We start from the raw sequence: 16,514 nt of genomic DNA on the forward strand, positions 1-16,514 counted from the left end.
GATAGGTTCCTAATTCATCGACCCAGCTTACTATCAATTGTCCTTTCGGCTTCGCTAATTACGATCAACTTGTTTTTCCGCTTTTATCGCGCTAGTGCGTTGAAAAAGTAGTTGACACTCTCCGCCCTATAAGGACGGAGAGTGTCAAATCTGCGCTACCGCCAGCATGAAATGATAGTAGAATATTGCATCTGGGAGAAAAGTAGCGATCTGCCGTTCGCGAAGCGTGTCCGTAAGGACTCAGGGACTAACGCGAGTGCGTGCGCTTTGCGCTTAGGCAGCAGCGAAGCGATCGCCGAATTCGTGGGGATTTTGTTCAAAAAAGATTCGTTAAATGATGCTGGTTGCATTTAACGCGTTCAAGCTGTCCGTTGGCAACAAGGCATTTTGGACTACATCTTCGCCTAGCATTTCTCCCAGTCCAAAAGATACTTCATGGGTGAATCGATAGTGAAGCCCAGCGTAGATGCGGCTTAAAGAAGCTTCTAAACCGGCTTCGGAGAAACTATCATATGAGCGAACAACACCAGGTAGTTCTGGCGAAGTCGTACTAAAGCTGTAATCTTCACCAAAAAAGTCTTCTAAAACTGCGACGGCAGCCCCGGCAACAATCGAGTGCCCTCCTATATACTCGGGAGTAGATGAAAGGTTGATCAGTGATACCCAGTCCGGATCGGCAACTGTGTCTAGATTGCCATCAGTGTCAGCTTCCCTAATGGCAGTAATCGGTCGCCAGAAATTATGGAAGTACTTGGAATCGATCACAGTAATGCCTGCGTCAGCCTGTGCTAAGTTTAGCAACGCAAAAAACCGAGCGTTTTCGACCAACGTATTCCCCTCTTTCAGGGCTATTTCTTCCCCAATCTTGTTCCAGAAACCCTGAATACTGAAGGAGTATGTGTGGTCAAAAGACCAGAACTTAGCAATTTCTGTTTGTTCTGGTGTGCGCGTTAAGCTATTGAGGCTGCCCAAAGACTTGACCTCATTAAGGTTCTGTGCATATAACTCACTAGTCAAATCAGGAGGACCATCCGTCCGATAGTCCAAAACTGAGGGGATGACAAAGGGAGTGACTTCGCCCCAATTTACAAATCTTGCAGGCAGGTAGTTAGGAAAAGTTGGTCGCCACTCACCTGGTTGATCGCCTGGTATGTAGTCCTGCTGGGAATTAGACGAACCATCTTCGCTACGAGCAGCAAGGATGCGATCGGCAACAAATTGTCCTAGAACAACGCCTTTATCCTCAGTCAAACCATCAGGAATTGCCGCCAGTGACTTAGTTAGCTGCTGGTTCAACTCGACAGCTTGCTGTGGGTACAAATTGAGTAGTACACGATGTGCGGCAGCAGCAGCAGCAGCCTCTGGCGATGCCCCTTTTGCTTCTTTTGGCTCTACTTCTACCAGATAAGGCATATAGCTTCGATCAATCGCGTTCACAGCGTCGTACACTGCCCCGTGCATAATAGCTAAATTGCGTGCTAAAACTGGCGGAAACAGCCGCTCAGTGTCGCCGGCGAGGTTCAAAGCTACTGCATTCCAAGTGATGATGACATCGCTACCTTCTGTAGAAACTTGCGTGCTAGCTAAATTGTTTTCTTCATTGCTTTCAACAACGGTGTTAGCAGGGTCAACTTGTGCAATCAGATGGTAAGAACCGGGCGCTACTATAGAGGGAACACGCAGCCTGGAATCGGCAAAATTTAGAGTAATGGTTTCCGACTCACCTGACCCCAAGCTTATATCTGGTTGAATAAAGCCTAACAGTTCATCTCTACCCTGTTGGGTACCAGAGTTCAGAGGTAGTTCAAGAACTGAGTTTGTTGATGCATACAGGTTGACACCGAAACGACCCTCGACACGCTCTTCACCTTGATTTGCGATCGTAATCTCCACGAATCCTTGGTCATTAGGAAGGCTTGTGATTCCCCTAATGTCACCAAACTGTATGACCAAATCCGCAAACGATCCCGCTGTAGTCATAGAGGCTTTATTCCTTTACAAATGATGTGCTGATGTTCCCACAAAAAGCAGAAAATTTAATAGCTTTTTACAAGCATCTGATTTTTAGAGACATAACTAAAATTATTTATGTCGGAAAAATTATGTCGGAAAAATTTTTCTAACTACTAGGCAAAAAATGCTTTGGTCTATGACAACCCCTAATCGTCGTCTGGTAAATGTATAGTAATTGAATATACCATAAGGAGGCATAGGGGTAAAGGCGATCGCCCATGACAACACCTTTTAAACAATGGAGCATTTCAGCCTTTGTTGTACGAGTTCTTTCGCTATTTCTACGACATCCATTGCGCACCCCCATGATAAAGTTACACCCGCACCGCCATGTCCATAGTTATGAATGATGCTTGTGTCTTGTTCTCTTTCCAAACGGACATTCTGCCTTCTAAAAGGACGCAAACCTACACGAACAGGCTCATTAAAATCAATTTGGGCATCTTTTAGCGCTGGCATAAACTCAACACATCGCCTCAGCATATCCCTTACTGGATCGTAATTTTCTAAGCCAATATTCAAATCCCATTTATCTGGTTCTACCAAACCTCCAAGAAGGAGTATGTTATCTCCTTTTGGCACTATGTAAATCATGTCCTTGTCGGAGGATTCATCGTGGGATAACCAATGAGCCTTGGTGATTCGAGGTATCGTTTTCCCATCGTTATAAACACGAATCCATGCTCCTCTAAGAGGATACATATCTTCATTAGTAAGTTCTATAGCTCCCAGACCTGCACAGTTGACAATCACGTCAACACCAAAGTCTTTTTTGAGCTTTTCTTCTTCATCTTTTAAATTGCCAGATATTTTCCTAGTTAACACCTGACCATCAGCTTGCTGAACTTCTTTAAGCAACCAGCCCATGTAAACATCCATATCAATCATGGGCGCAAGATGTGAATAAGCGTCTAGTAAACCTATCTCAGTATTGATTTGATTTTCTGTTATCAAAGCAGGAGTATGCACAAAATGATGCACTTTATCTTGCAGTTCGTTCATTCTCGACCGATCACTAGGATTATCCTTGACCAGATGCTTAAAATAAACTACTACAGGTCGCATAAAAACACCTGTTTCTGGCGAGGAGGCAAGATTAGCAAAATAATCGTAGGAAGCCATGCACCATTTTTTGGAGCGTGTGAGCAAGGTTTGGTCATGATCATCTTTACCTAGCGCTGGAGGCGGCCATTGCCACAAAGCTGCTGCGACAACTGAAGTTATTTCTGGAGCAAAATTAGACGCTACCAGTGTTACCTTAAATCCATTTCTTTGCAAACAAAGCGATGTCACGAGACCACTTACACCCGCACCAATAACAAGTACTCTGCCTTTATATTTTTGATGACTCTCAATTGTCATTTTTTTTCCTAAATTTATTGTCTTGCCAAAACTTCAATCATGCTTTGAAAAACTTTAGTAGTAAATCTGATATGATAATTAGTTAAGTTTTACAAATTAGGTCAAAAAATAGCGTGGAGGTAAAAAATAAAAAATTAGAAATTGTTTGCTATGGTTAGAGTATTAAAAATTCTAAATTACTTACTTCTATCACTAGGTAGAGTTTCTGCCCTCAGTTCGGGTGCTTTTAGTTACTCATAGTTTGTGAGTAAATAGGTTACGCGTGAACGAGGGCGTGAATTGCAGCGAAGATTTTGTGCGATCGCCTTCACAAATTCGTCACACTTAAGTGGTATAGCTTCATATCCATCTACCAACCCCATGTAATTGACCTCTGGTCCGAAATAGGCGAGATACCAGGGTAAGGCATCGGCGGCATTCCAGTTACTCAACATTGTGTCAAAACCACCCGCATAGCGCATGAATTCGTAGGCTTCGTTGCTGATCACATTGAGCACATTCCGAAACCTCACACTGTGCAAGCTCTTTGGGCATACCGGGTGGCACAAGCGACAATAAACGCCCACCTTCGGCGATCGCTTTGCAAGGGACACGCCGATTTTCAGTTTGCCTGTTCGACTATCTTTAGCCTCTGCTTTGAGGGCTTCGCATGTACTTAGGTCACACTGCATCAGGCGTCAAGCGCTGTATACTCCGGAAACACCACCGCCAACAATAGCAACATGCAACTTGATCGCTCTTCAGTGTATTATCTGTTGTTAGTTTCCATAAATTGGTGTCGTCAGCAACAAAGCCAACGCAATTATTAAGGCTTTGTGTAACTCCTGCTACCAGTACCCTTCATCTATCTTAAATATGATTAACAGTGTATAAATAATCTCCTTTTAAACTGATTTAGAAATATAATTTTTGTTAAAAAATAGACAACAGAGTCAAAAGTATGGCAAGGCCAAATTAAGTCCTGCGGTCAAGCACAACGATATCCGGGAGCGTGAAACGTAATATTCACGCTCAGTACTCTCCCAGATAGTAAGTTCTCCACGGGGTGGCAGAGAAAAATTAAGTAAAATTACTTATTGACACAGTGGTAGATTTAACTTCAGATCAATGATCCAAGGTAACTTTTAAGCGAAACAACATCAACTTCATTAACTCTAATTATGCTCAATCAAGCAGAATTCCCACAGCAACAAACAAAGCCAACACTTGATTTGATTAATTTAACCCTATTATTTATAGCAGTATTGATTTTATCCTTCGCTGCAATCTTTATCAAATTGAGCGAAAACGAACTTGGTCCAAATGCCACAATCTTTAATCGCCTTTGGATAGGGAGTTTAACACTCTTGATGTGGAAAGCGATCAACAGGGCACGCAACACAAAATCCCACGACTATGAAGTGCAACCAAAGCCATGGACAATTCGCGATCTAGCCCTCTTTGTGGTATCTTGTGGTATTTCTGCGCTGTGCTTACTCTCTTGGGCTTGGTCTCTGACTCAAACCAGCGTTGCCAACTCAAATTTACTACATAATCTGACTCCAGTTTTCGCCACTATAGGAGACTGCCTATTTTTGGGTCATTACTTTGATGGCAAATTTCTCATTGGCTTAGCACTAGCATCGGGGGGAGCGATCGCCGTTGGAGTTGAAGATTTGCAAGTGTCTCCCGAACACTTCATCGGTGATGCTGTTGCTTTACTTTCTGCTGTGTTCTATGCTGGAAGCTTTCTGATTAGCGAACAGCTACTAAAGAAGTTTTCAGTGACAACTATACTCCTGTGTAATTGCGCTGTCGGCTGTTTGTTGACCCTCCCAATTGTCTTGCTAAGCGAAAATAAACTTTTCCCCAATTCTGGTTTGGGATGGCTAGCAGTCATCGGTCTAGGTGTTCTTTGCCAAGTGATAGGTCAGGGAATTGTAACTTATAGCCTCAAAAATTTTTCTGCAGGATTTGTTTCCCTTTTCTTGCTGTTGGAGCCAGTCATAACTGCAATCTTTGCCTGGGAAATCTTTGGAGAAAGGTTAAGTATCCTCAACTGGGTAGCTTTTTTCGTGGTTTTAGCTGGCATATACCTAGCAAAATCAGGTAAAGGAGCTGAGCAGTAATGGGTGAGCTACTTCCGGCAGCAGCCCCACATCTGACCCGATAGTTATCTATAACTCATACCGAGTTGCGATCATACGTATGACCTCACCCCAATAAAGCTGCGCTTTATTTCCCCTCTCCTTCCTAAGGAGAGGGGTTAGGGGTGAGGTTTTGATCTGCAACTTAATATCATAAATAATCTTAAATAACAACAAGGATTATTTATGAGTTATTCTTATGCATCCGTTGAGCAGTTCAAACAAATTCGTAACTACTATCTACCAATTTCAGGCGCGGGTAGACTTACAGATTAGGCATTTCATTCTCTATTGATGCAACATCTTTAAGAGAACCTCTGGGCTGTCCATTTTGTCCATCACCACCTCAATGAAGGCAAGTTTGTCCCTAGATTGTTCAGCTTGTTGCAGTGCTGACTCTAACTCTGACTCGGTGCCTACTTTAACGCCCCAGCCATTGTTAGCAAAAACTTCATGGAGCTTGTGATATTTCCACGGCTGGATGTCATTGTATGGCATCTTCTCACCGTGGATATCACGCTCTATTGTGTATCCATCATTGTTGATAAGAAAAATAATTGGCTTGAGGTCGTAGCGTAATATCGTTGACAATTCTTGTGCCGTCATTTGGAACGATCCGTCACCAACGAGTAGGATAGACCGTCTTGAGGGAGCTGCACAAGCACACCCGAGCAAAGAGCCTACTGAGTAGCCAATAGAACCCCAAAGTACTTGTCCAACGAAGGTGGTTCCTTTTGGCAAAGGAACTACTGCGGCTGCAAACAAACACGTTCCAGTCTCGGCGACGACAATGTCATTTTCTCTGAGGAAATGAGCCAGTCTGTACCAAAAACGCTGCTGTGTAATAGCTGCTGTTGAGTTGGGTTGTCCGGGAGTCATGAAGCCAGCATCCAAATTCTCCCTCTTCGGCTTTAAGTCCAGCGTTTTGGCATCGCGGTGCTTCAGGTGTTTGCTTAAAGCAGGTAGAAAATCCCCCATCGCTACATTGTTGTACAGGGCACGCTTAATTTTCAGATACTGCCCATGCACTTCAATCGTTCGACCTGGATCGAGTTTAGCGGAAAACTTTCCTGTGTTGAAATCAGTCATCAAAGCACCGATACTCAACACACAATCTGCTTCTTCGATACGTTTTCGCACATAGTCCTCAGTAGCAGCACCGTTATATATACCAATGAATTGGGGATGCGTTTCTTCAAGAAGCCCCTTTCCCATGTTCATGGTGGCATAAGGGTATCCAGTGGCTTCTAGAAGCGATCGCAATTCCTCATGTAGGCGAAGGCGATCCACACCCACATCAGCGAGAATGATTGGTTTAACAGCCTTCTCCAACATCGCCACACTCGCATCAACAGCCTCAGCTAAAGTGGCAGGATCGCTCTTAAAGACAGGGGGTATGAATGAATCTGACGGTGCAGCCACTTCGTGTGATGCAACGTCCATAGGTAGGGAGATGTAAACAGGTAACTTCTTGAGAAGGCAGACACCAAGAACTCTGTCGATTTCTGCTGTTGCATTCTCTTGTGTCAAATATGCTTGCGCCTCCGTTACCTTCTCATACATCCGGGCAAACATGGTAAAATCACCAGTGCCAAAAGTATGGTGGACAAGCGCCCCAGATGATTGTTTTTTAGTGGCAGGAGATCCAGTAATCGCTACAACAGGGACGTGTTCAGCGTAAGCGCCGGCAATCCCATTAATGGCGCTGAGTTCACCAACACCAAACGTGGTGACTAATGCTGCAATACCATTAATTCGACCATAGCCATCAGCAGCGTAGGCTGCGTTGAGTTCGTTGCAGGCTGTAACCAACTCTATGTCCGGCTGATTGACAATAGAGTCAAGAAATTCCATATTGTAGTCACCTGCGACACCAAAGATATGCTTGGCACCAATCTGTTTGAGACGAAGCAGGAGATAGTCACCAACAGTACAGTTTGTCATTGTTTTAGATCCTTGTTCGTCATTTATAAGAACAACCAGCGCGGTACTCGTAGCCTGTCATCGGTTAAACAGATCTGCTCGTAGTTGGGATACTTTGCGTGTAAACCGCTCCAAATAATCGGCTTTAACCGCATCGTCCATGAAAGCCGGGATAAAGCTGTTCCGTGCAAGCTTTTCGACATCGTCGGCTGTTAAGTTAAACGTGTCGGCTACCTGGAAATAGTTTATGTTGTCAAGCGCGGGTTGTGAAGTATAAAGAAAACAGAGAAAGAACGTAAAAGCATTTCAATTACCAACCGCGCAAAAAGCAGCCCAGTAGAAAGGGTCGTGAAAAGGTTGGTCACTATTTACTGGTAGCGGTTGCCGATCGAGTACTGGAATTGCTTTACGTAGTGTTAATGATAAATGATGTTGTTCAATCCAATTTTTCAGTTGGTTTTTTGTAGCATCCCGCAACCAAAGTTGCGCTTGATTGAGAGCGACAGCTACAGTCAAATCCTCGTGTAGATTTTCGTAGAACTTAATCATTAAAATTGCAGTTGATAGATCGTTAACTGTCCAAAGAGAACTCACAACGCTAGAACTACCTGCGTACAGAAAGCCACTGGGCAAACTAATGTATTCATCGCTGGTGCTCGTGGGGTCAGCTACGCCAGTTTCACAAGCGGAAAGAGTGACAAGGCGGCTATGAGTCAAATTCAGTCCAAAGATTTCTGCTAAAGTGAGGCGTCCATGTTCTGATGACCTTTCTTCTTTTGCTAATAACAGGGCTGATTCTAAAGGTGATATCGGGTTGAACTCCCCATGACAGGAGAAGTGCAGACAGTGGGATGATTGTAAGTTTTGATTGGTCTTAACAGCAGTTTCGGTAGCTTGCTGTTGAACTAACACTTGAGTAGAATCAAAGAATGATTGGATGGTTTCTACTTCTAAGTTAGCGTATTTAAGGTTAGAAGACGGATCTTGCACAGCAAACAGCGTTCTCAAATCAGACTGTTGTCGCTTTTGGTTAAGTTGTAGCAATTGACAGCTCGGGGCATAACGGACGCCACATTCAAATTTGTCCAAAAGGCATTTGTCTGCCTCTTTAGGCAAAGGTAAGGCATGAAGGGGTAACAACTGCAACCAGAGATAGGGAATCAGAATCAACTGGTTGCACCCTTGTGGGAGTTGTGCCAGAATTTCATCAATATGAAAAATCTCGGCTAATTTACCAAGTTGTTCTTGTGTGTTACCAGACCACGAGATGCGATACTGAAAAAAAGCAAACTTTGTCAAAGTTTCCCATTCCTCTTCCTCGGGTGTAGATTGCAAAACTTTTGGATGCGGACTGTGATGAGTGATAATGAAGCACAAAATCTGGTTTTTAACGATATACCACTCAATGATGGCGGTGTCCTCATTAAGCAAGGCTTGCATATCCCTAAAGGGGAGGGTTTCAACTTGTTGAGTTAACTTAAACTCAGGATCGACCTGGTTGATTGCCTCAAGCAGATTATCCCGTTGTTGTTGCAAGTTCTTCAACTGTTGTTGCAAACTCTGTAATCTACTGCGATTTACTTCTTCAAATTCCCGACCTCTGGCAATCTCAATCTGCCGCTGTTTTACTGGGATTTCCTGCCGTAGGTAGTCAAGTATACGGCAAATTTCCTGGTAATCCTTAGGGTTGGGATAGAGGTCGCGTTTGGGATAAAGATTTTTATTAGCCAGTAGTTCGACTAAATTGCGGGCTTTGCTACGCTCAACGTATTCAATCGCTTCGGTGGGCTTGCCTAACTTAAGGCAGACTTCCACCATGCTTTGATAGAGTTGGTTCCATTTTTCAGCGAGTTTTTTCTTGTCCTCTTCTATTCCAGAACCAGAGGCGATCTCACTACGCAGGAATTTTTCAACAGTGTCAATCGCGGCGGCAAAAGCAGTGTAGGCGTTGTGGAACTGCTCGATATTCAAATAGGTAACACCAAGACCCGATTTAGTTTCTACATAAGCTTCGGGGAAAGCTTGGCGAGTACGTATTTCCAAGGCAGCTTGAAAATGCCTAATTGCTACTTCCAAATTCTCTGTCTTTTCCCCGTCTATACGTCTCACATAAGCACCGCCCAAATTATGTTGAGTAAGTGCCCAGTACTGAGGAAAGGCTTGGCGGGTGAGAACCTCCAAAGCAGCTTGAAAATACCTAATTGCTGCTTCCAAATTCTCTGTTTTTTCCCCCTGTATACGTGCCTCATAAGCAGCGCCCAAATTGTTTTGAGTCATTGCCCATTGTTCCGGGTAGACTTGGCGGGTGTATATTTTCAATGCAGCCTGATAATGCTTGATTGCTGCTTCCAAATTTTTTGCCGTCTTCCCATAGATGCGCTGACGATAGACTTCACCTAAATTGTTGTGGGTATCCGCTCGTTCCTGGCGGAAAGCTTTAAGCGTTCTGCGTACCTTCAATGCAGCTTTATAATGCTTGATTGCTGCTTCTAAATTCTCTGCTTTCTCCCCCCGGATGCGGTAAACGTATGCAACTCCCAAATTATTTTGCAGCAGTCCCCATTCTTGGGGGAAGGCTTGACTGGTATATACCTCCAAAGCAGATTCGTAGTAGTGGATGGCCGCTTCTAAATTCTCTGCCCTCTCCCCACGGATGCGGTCACGATACACCTCACCCAGATTAATTTGGATCTTTGCCCATTGTTCGGGGAACGATTGGCGAATGTGAACCTCCAATGCCAACTCGTAACAGCGCATAGCCGCTTCCAAATTTTCTGCCCTCTCCCCCTCAATTCGGTAAAGGTAGGCAGTTCCCAGATTCATTTGAGTTTCTGCCCATTGTTCGGGGTCGGCTTGGCGAGTGATGACCTCCAAGGCAGATTCGAGACAGCGGATAGCCGTTTCCAGCTTTTCTGCCCTGTTCCCCCCAATCCGGATAATGTAATTAGTTCCCAAATTGCTTTGAAACTTTGCCCACTGTTTGGGGTCGGCTTGACGAGTAAATACCTCTAAGGCAGACTCGAAACAGCGAATCGCCGCTGCCAAATTTTCTGCCCTCTCTCCTAGAATGCGGTAGTTATATGCATAGCCCAGATTATTTTGGATATTTGCCCATTGTTCGGGGTCGGCTTGGCGAGTGATGACCTCTAAGGCAGACTCGTAGCAGCGAATCGCCATTTCCAAATTTTCTGCCTTTTCCCCACGGATGCGGATACGATACGCCTCACCCAAAATAGATTGCGCTTCTGCCCATTGTTCGGGGTTGGCTTGACGAGTGATGACCTCTAAAGCAGACTTGTAACAGCGAATTGCCAGTTCCAAATTTTCTGCCTTTTCCCCGAGAATGCGGTAATGATATGCGTCGCCCAAATTAATTTGAGTTTCTGCCCATTGTTCGGGGTCGGCTTGACGAGTGATGACCTCCAAGGCTGACTGAAAACAGCGAATCGGCACTTCCAAATTTTCTGCCTTTTCCCCGAGAATGCGGTAATTATATGCATAGCCCAGATTAGTTTGGATCTGTGCCCATCTTTGAGGGAAGGCTTGGCGAGTATGTATCTCCAATGCTGACTCGAAACAGCAGATAGCTGCTTCCAAATTTTCTGCCTTCTCCCCTAGAATACGCTTAAGATAAGCACTGCCGAGATTCGATTGCGTATCTGCCCATTTTTGGGGGAAGGCTTGGCGAGTCAATACCTCTAAAGCCGACTCGTAATAGCGAATCGCCGTTTCCAAATTCTCAGATGTTTCCTCACTTAGGCACTTAAGATAAGCATTACCCAAGTTCCCTTGTGTTTCTGCCCATTTTTGGGGGAAGGCTTGGCGAGTGAATATCTCTGAAGCCAACTCGTAACAGCGAACTGCTGCTTCCCCACGTTTGCTTTCAAGGTAAGCATTGCCTAAATTAATTTGAGCATCTGCCCAGCCGTTGGGGAAACTTTGGCGAGTGTATACCTCCAACGCCGACTCACAACAGTGAATTGCCACTTCCAAGTTCTCAACTTTTTCCCCACGTATGCGATCTTTATATGCATAGCCCAAATTATTTTGGATATTTGCCCATTCTGTAGGGAAGGCTTGGCGAGTACGTACTGCTAACGCTGACTGGAAATAGCGAATAGCAATTTCCAAATTTTCGGCTCTTTCCCCACCTATGCGCTCAAAATAAGCAACACCCAAGTTATTTTGGGTTTCTGCCCATAGTGTGGGGGAGGCTTGGTGAGTAAATACCTCCAATGCTGACTCGAAGTGGCGAATGGCAACCTCCAAATTTTCAAATCTTTCCCCACTTATGCGATCAAGATAAACATTGCCTAAACCTAAGTGGTTAGCGGCCCATTGTTCGGGGAAGGCTTGGCGAGTAAATACCTCCAATGCCGACTCGTAACAGCGAATCGCCGCTTCCAAATTCTCGGCTGTTTCCCCACGTATTCGCTTTTTATGGTAAGTAAATCCCAGATGCATTTGGGTAGTCGCCCAGTTTTCAGGGGAGATTTGATAGATGATCTCCAAGGCTGACTCAAAACAGCGAATTGCCGCTTCTAAATTCTCGGCTGCTTCCCCACCGATGCGCTCAAGATAAACGTCGCCCAGATTTATTCTGGTCATTGCCCATTCTTGAGGCAAGCCTTCGCGAGTATATACTTCCAATGCCGACTCAAAACAGCGAATCGCCACTTCCAAATTCTCGGCTCGTTCCCCACGTAGGCGCTGAAAATAAGCACTCCCCAGATTCGTTTGAGTAGTTGCCCATTGTTCGGGAAAGTCTTGGCGAGTGCGTATCTTCAAGGAAGATTTGTAACAGTGAATCGCCGCTTCTAAATTCTCGGCTTTTTCTCCACTTATGCGCTCAAGATAAGCATCGCCTAGATTATGTTGGGTTGTTGACCATTGTCTGGGGAAAGCTTGGTATGTAAACATTTCCAATGCTGACTTGAAACAGCAAATAGCAACTTCCAAATTCTCTGCTCGTTCCCCACGTGTATACTCACGATAAGCAATGCCTAGATTCATTTGAGAATCTGCCCATTGTTCCGGGAAAACTTGGCGAGTGTATACTTCCAACGCCAATTCCAAATAGCGAATGGCAGCTGCCAAATTTTTGGTTCTGTTTCCACGTATGCGTTTAATATAAGCAACACCCAAGTTATTTTGATTTGTTGCCCATTGTTCGGGAGAGGCTTGGCGAGTATATACTTCTAAAGAAGACTCAAAACAGTGAATTGCCACTTCGATATTTTCTGCTTTTTGACCATGTACACGCTGAAGATAACCATAACCCAGACGCAATTGGCTATCAGCCCATTGTTCGGGGGCGGCTTGGCGAGTATATATTTCCAACCCCAACTCAAAACAGCGAATCGCCACTTCTAAATTCTCGGCTCTTTCCCCACGTATACGCTCAACATAAGCATTACCCAAACGATTTTGGATAGTTGCCCATTCTATAGGGAAGGCTTGGCGAGTATATACTTCCAAGGAAGACTCGAAACAGCGAATCGCCACTTCCAAATTCTCGGCTCTTTCCCCACATATGCGCTGACCATAAGCAGTGCCCAAATTTGTTTGGTTCTTTGCCCATTCTATAGGAAAGGCTTGGCGAGTACGTACTTCTAACCCCAACTCAAAACAGCGAATTGCCATTTCCAAATTCTCGGCTCGTTCCCCATGTAAGCGCTTAAGATAAGCAACTCCCAAATTTGTTTGACTCATTGCCCAAAGTTCTGGTAAGACTTGGCGAGTACATACTTCCAAGGCAGACTGGTAATGGCAAATAGCTACTTCCAAATTTTCGGCTCGTTCTCCATGTATAGGGTCACTATAAGCACTACCCAGATTCATCTGACTAATTGCCCATTCTGTGGGAAAGGCTTGACGAGTGTATACTTCTAATGTGTTTAATAAAGAGTGAATGGCTGCTTCTACATTTTCGACTCGATCCCCTTTAAGACGGTAAAGATAAAGATAGCTTAAAATGTTTTGATTAGCTGCCCATTTTTCTGGAAATTTCTCACGAGTTAAAACTGTCAGTGCTGTTTGAAGACTAGTAATGGCAATCTCCAAATTACTCGGTCTATTGCCTAGTGGAAAATTCCACATCAAGTTACCAAATTCGCTAATAACTTCCGCAAGGAATGCTGCTTCATTCAGATCGACTTTCGACAGAGTTGCAGTTGCCCATTGTTGCAAAATCTTAGCCAAATTATCATCCAGTTTGTCCAGATTTGCTTGCAGCGTGAGGTAAACCCTCTGCTGGTTGTTCTTATTTGCGATCGCCTGCAAAACCTGCAAGAGGAAGTCAAGTTGGGAGTTGGGAGTCGGGAGTGTAGGAAAAGTGGAAGCTGATGATGACATTTCCAATGTTTCAGCTAGTTGACGAGCAATATAGATTAAAAAATCAGCAGTGTTCGTGTCACCACTTGCTGCCAATTGTTTTCCTACCTGTGCCATCGTCTGCACCAATTCCGCATCAACCAATTCGTGATGGTCATTCAAAATTTGGTTGATTTCTTCATCACTAGAACAACTTACCAGTGTTCGGATAAGATTGAGATAAGCGTTAGTCTTTTCTTCATTCATGAGTAACGACCCTTTTATCTTGTTGAAATACTTAGATAGAGGCTTGCGGACTACAAACCTCTTAACTTACTGCGCTGTTAAATTGACTGTGACGTGTTTTGTAGTCCATTCTTGATTCGGATCGATAACAACTTTTGCAGCACGCTTATTAGTAGGTGGCTTATCAACATCAGATCCGATCGCAGCAAGAAGTTGTTCCAGTGGGCTGTCTCCTCTTCGAGATCCCGCTCTACTTGTGATTTCTTCATCAAGAGAAGGTAACTCTAACCAGCCAAAGTCAGCAGCCCCTACCATTGCAAAAACTTTGAGGACTTCTTCTACACTCTCGTAACCATCCCGATCCGGAACAACTAATTGGAGCGGAAGTTCTAGCTGTTCACCTGACTGCAACTGGTAAAATTGCTGGCCTATTCCCAAGATTTCTATTTGAGAAATAGCCCATGTTGGCTCTATATCTAGTATGACAATATTGAGATTTAAGGGCGATACATTCTTAATTCGTAATAAAGCATATCCTCCAGATACTATTTTAAGTTTTTTAGGATCGGGGAATGGTTGCGGATTTAAGGGCAATCCTGGTTGCCAGTTTTCTTGCATGAGTAATTCAACTTCAAGCCCATTTGTTAGATATGAAGAGGGGTTGTCCAACTCCCGAACCGCTTGATACTTTGCAAGGTGAACTAGACGTTGTACTACTTTAAGAGCAGCATCGGGAGCTCCTATTTCTATTGGTGGTCGTAAGTTTTGAATTGGCGTTCCAACACAAATCTCATACTCACCTTGTTTATTAATAGCAACTTGGTAGTCAGCTGTTTGGTTGTCATCAGAAACTAACTTCAGCCAACCACTTTCTTTTATCGCCTCCTCAACCGCCTGTAGTGCTTTATCTTGCTTATCCACTAGTTCTGGAGGCAGTTCATTGTCTTTATGACCTACTTGTTTTTTAAATAAACGAACTTCTCGAACTAAATTAATAGGAGCCGATCGCATGACTGCTTGAGCACCCATTTCGATTTTTCCTCTACCCAAGTTCTCACTCACTTCAGCCCATGCATCAGCTGCATTAACTTGCTTGACTTCAACAATAGCGAGAATGTCTTCTTTGTTTGTGAAGTCCCTAGCCCCAACTGGATAAATCGCAAACAGCGCACCTACGCCAAGACCATTGACCAAACCCGCGTTCAACCGGACTCGCTTGGGTACTGCATCTTGCTCAACGATCTCAAGCACATTGACTGCATACTGTTGTTGTATGCGATCGCTGCCAAAAACAGAACGGTTACTTTCCCCTATTAACATGGGTATCTGCTTTTGTGGAAACCTGCTTTGAATTTTGGCAGTAACGCGATCGTAAAGTGATTTGTAAGTTAAAGCTGAAACGCTACTTTTAAGAGTGTCTATCATCCAGTATGTAAGCGCTCCGTGCTTCTGCTTACCATCAACATTATATTCATGGGCAGACTCGCTAGGACGACAAGCCGCCAATAAAACATACTCCCTATTTTTTTCTGTTGATTGCGGGAGCCATTCCCCTAAAGTCCTGTTGGTGTTTGCTCCTTGTGTTAACAAACGCCAGTTTTGAATCAATTGCTCATAGGGTGCTACTAAGCTATCTTGAGAGCGCGGTGTATCGTCAACAGATCCATCCTCCGGTCCACGAATGCCAAAGTCGTCTCCTCGTGTTGCACCTCCTGAATGACAACTGTCTAAAACAATCGTTACGATTAAACCTTTATCTGTCATCCTTTTGATAAGGGTTGCTAACTCAACATCACGTAGATAGCGACCTTGCGATTCACCAATATCCATTGGTACAATCGCCTCATCTAAATGGTCTTGCTTGATTTCTGGGTAAATGGTTGTTGCAAATGCTCCATGACCGGAATAATGTATGTAGACTTGACTTCCAGAAGACGCTTCTTGAGTTATTTTGTCAAACGCCTTCACGATATTCTCATAAGTTGGCAAAGGTTCGTTGGTATTATTGTGATTAGATGCATCAGGATTAGGAGCCAATAGCTTGTAAATATGTGGCGTATTTTGTTGTTGGACATTTTGCAAATAATCCTCTACGAGAGTAATGTCTCGCACGCAACCTTTAAGATTTGCGAACTTTGGATTCGACAGATAGTTGTCAATTCCTATTAGCAACGCTTAAGAAGGCAGAAGTACGAAGGCAGAAGGCAGAAGGCGTCCCCACGAATGAATTCGGGGGATTTAATAAAGTTGCTACGCGTTTATTTTTCTCCATAAATAAATTCAGGGGCTTTAAACCTTATGGCAGAGAACAGAGGACTTATTTTTGTATCAAAGCTTACCTTCTTTCCTTCTGCCCTCTGCCCTCTGCCCTCTGCCTTTCTTCGGTAAAAGTTTTGTGTTGGGTTTGCGTGGTTAGTCATTATTGCCTGTAAGAGCTAAACTTTCCCTATTCATATATAGCGATCGCAACAACCAACTTATGCACCAATACAGTTCAGTTCGCGACTAAAACATAAAGCTGCGTAGGTTGGG

The 16,514-nt window shown here is 44.1% G+C and carries 8 protein-coding genes; 2 read left to right on the forward strand and 6 right to left on the reverse strand.

What is annotated here, in order from left to right:
- Positions 1 to 141 precede the first annotated feature (141 nt).
- A complete protein-coding gene (locus ACM0OZ_RS30570) occupies positions 142 to 354 on the forward strand; it encodes a hypothetical protein (RefSeq protein WP_414586597.1) in 213 nt (70 codons plus the stop codon).
- Here the strand turns inward: ACM0OZ_RS30570 and ACM0OZ_RS30575 are convergent.
- From ACM0OZ_RS30575 to ACM0OZ_RS30585, 3 genes are all read right to left on the reverse strand, one after another.
- Positions 331 to 1,980, reverse strand: coding sequence for a CARDB domain-containing protein (locus tag ACM0OZ_RS30575; RefSeq protein WP_414586598.1), 1,650 nt, complete (start codon positions 1,978 to 1,980; stop codon positions 331 to 333). The two genes, ACM0OZ_RS30570 and ACM0OZ_RS30575, sit on opposite strands and share 24 nt — an antisense overlap.
- A gap of 264 nt (positions 1,981 to 2,244) precedes the next feature.
- Positions 2,245 to 3,375: an FAD-dependent oxidoreductase gene (locus ACM0OZ_RS30580; protein ID WP_414586599.1), complete on the reverse strand. Its 1,131-nt coding sequence runs from the start codon at positions 3,373 to 3,375 to the stop codon at positions 2,245 to 2,247.
- A 230-nt stretch (positions 3,376 to 3,605) separates the two neighbouring features.
- Positions 3,606 to 4,046, reverse strand: a complete 441-nt coding sequence (locus ACM0OZ_RS30585) for a hypothetical protein (RefSeq protein WP_414586600.1) — start codon at positions 4,044 to 4,046, stop codon at positions 3,606 to 3,608.
- Between the two features lie 489 nt (positions 4,047 to 4,535).
- Between ACM0OZ_RS30585 and ACM0OZ_RS30590 the strand changes: the two genes are divergently transcribed.
- Positions 4,536 to 5,483, forward strand: a complete 948-nt coding sequence (locus tag ACM0OZ_RS30590) for a DMT family transporter (protein ID WP_414586601.1) — start codon at positions 4,536 to 4,538, stop codon at positions 5,481 to 5,483.
- 306 nt (positions 5,484 to 5,789) lie between these two features.
- Here the strand turns inward: ACM0OZ_RS30590 and ACM0OZ_RS30595 are convergent, their stop codons facing one another.
- From ACM0OZ_RS30595 to ACM0OZ_RS30605, 3 genes are all read right to left on the reverse strand, one after another.
- Positions 5,790 to 7,445 carry an alpha-keto acid decarboxylase family protein gene (locus ACM0OZ_RS30595; RefSeq protein ID WP_414586602.1) on the reverse strand — a complete coding sequence of 552 codons (1,656 nt, stop codon included), beginning with the start codon at positions 7,443 to 7,445 and terminating at the stop codon, positions 5,790 to 5,792.
- Positions 7,446 to 7,730: 285 nt separating this feature from the next.
- Positions 7,731 to 14,003 carry a CHAT domain-containing protein gene (locus tag ACM0OZ_RS30600; RefSeq protein WP_414586603.1) on the reverse strand — a complete coding sequence of 2,091 codons (6,273 nt, stop codon included), beginning with the start codon at positions 14,001 to 14,003 and terminating at the stop codon, positions 7,731 to 7,733.
- Positions 14,004 to 14,069: 66 nt separating this feature from the next.
- Complete coding sequence (locus ACM0OZ_RS30605) at positions 14,070 to 16,154, reverse strand: caspase family protein (RefSeq protein ID WP_414586604.1); 2,085 nt, start codon at positions 16,152 to 16,154, stop codon at positions 14,070 to 14,072.
- Positions 16,155 to 16,514: the final 360 nt, after the last annotated feature.

Origin of the sequence: Scytonema sp. PCC 10023 (genome assembly GCF_963920835.1) — a bacterium.
Taxonomy (GTDB): domain Bacteria; phylum Cyanobacteriota; class Cyanobacteriia; order Cyanobacteriales; family Nostocaceae; genus Kalymmatonema.

Bases quoted from the DNA above. Each gene is read 5' to 3' on its own strand.
- ACM0OZ_RS30590 (WP_414586601.1), top strand. From the start codon at position 4,536: ATGCTCAATCAAGCAGAATTCCCACAGCAACAAACAAAGCCAACACTT.
- ACM0OZ_RS30595 (WP_414586602.1), bottom strand. From the start codon at position 7,445: ATGACAAACTGTACTGTTGGTGACTATCTCCTGCTTCGTCTCAAACAG.
- ACM0OZ_RS30575 (WP_414586598.1), bottom strand. From the start codon at position 1,980: ATGACTACAGCGGGATCGTTTGCGGATTTGGTCATACAGTTTGGTGAC.
- ACM0OZ_RS30600 (WP_414586603.1), bottom strand. From the start codon at position 14,003: ATGAATGAAGAAAAGACTAACGCTTATCTCAATCTTATCCGAACACTG.
- ACM0OZ_RS30580 (WP_414586599.1), bottom strand. From the start codon at position 3,375: ATGACAATTGAGAGTCATCAAAAATATAAAGGCAGAGTACTTGTTATT.
- ACM0OZ_RS30585 (WP_414586600.1), bottom strand. From the start codon at position 4,046: ATGCAGTGTGACCTAAGTACATGCGAAGCCCTCAAAGCAGAGGCTAAA.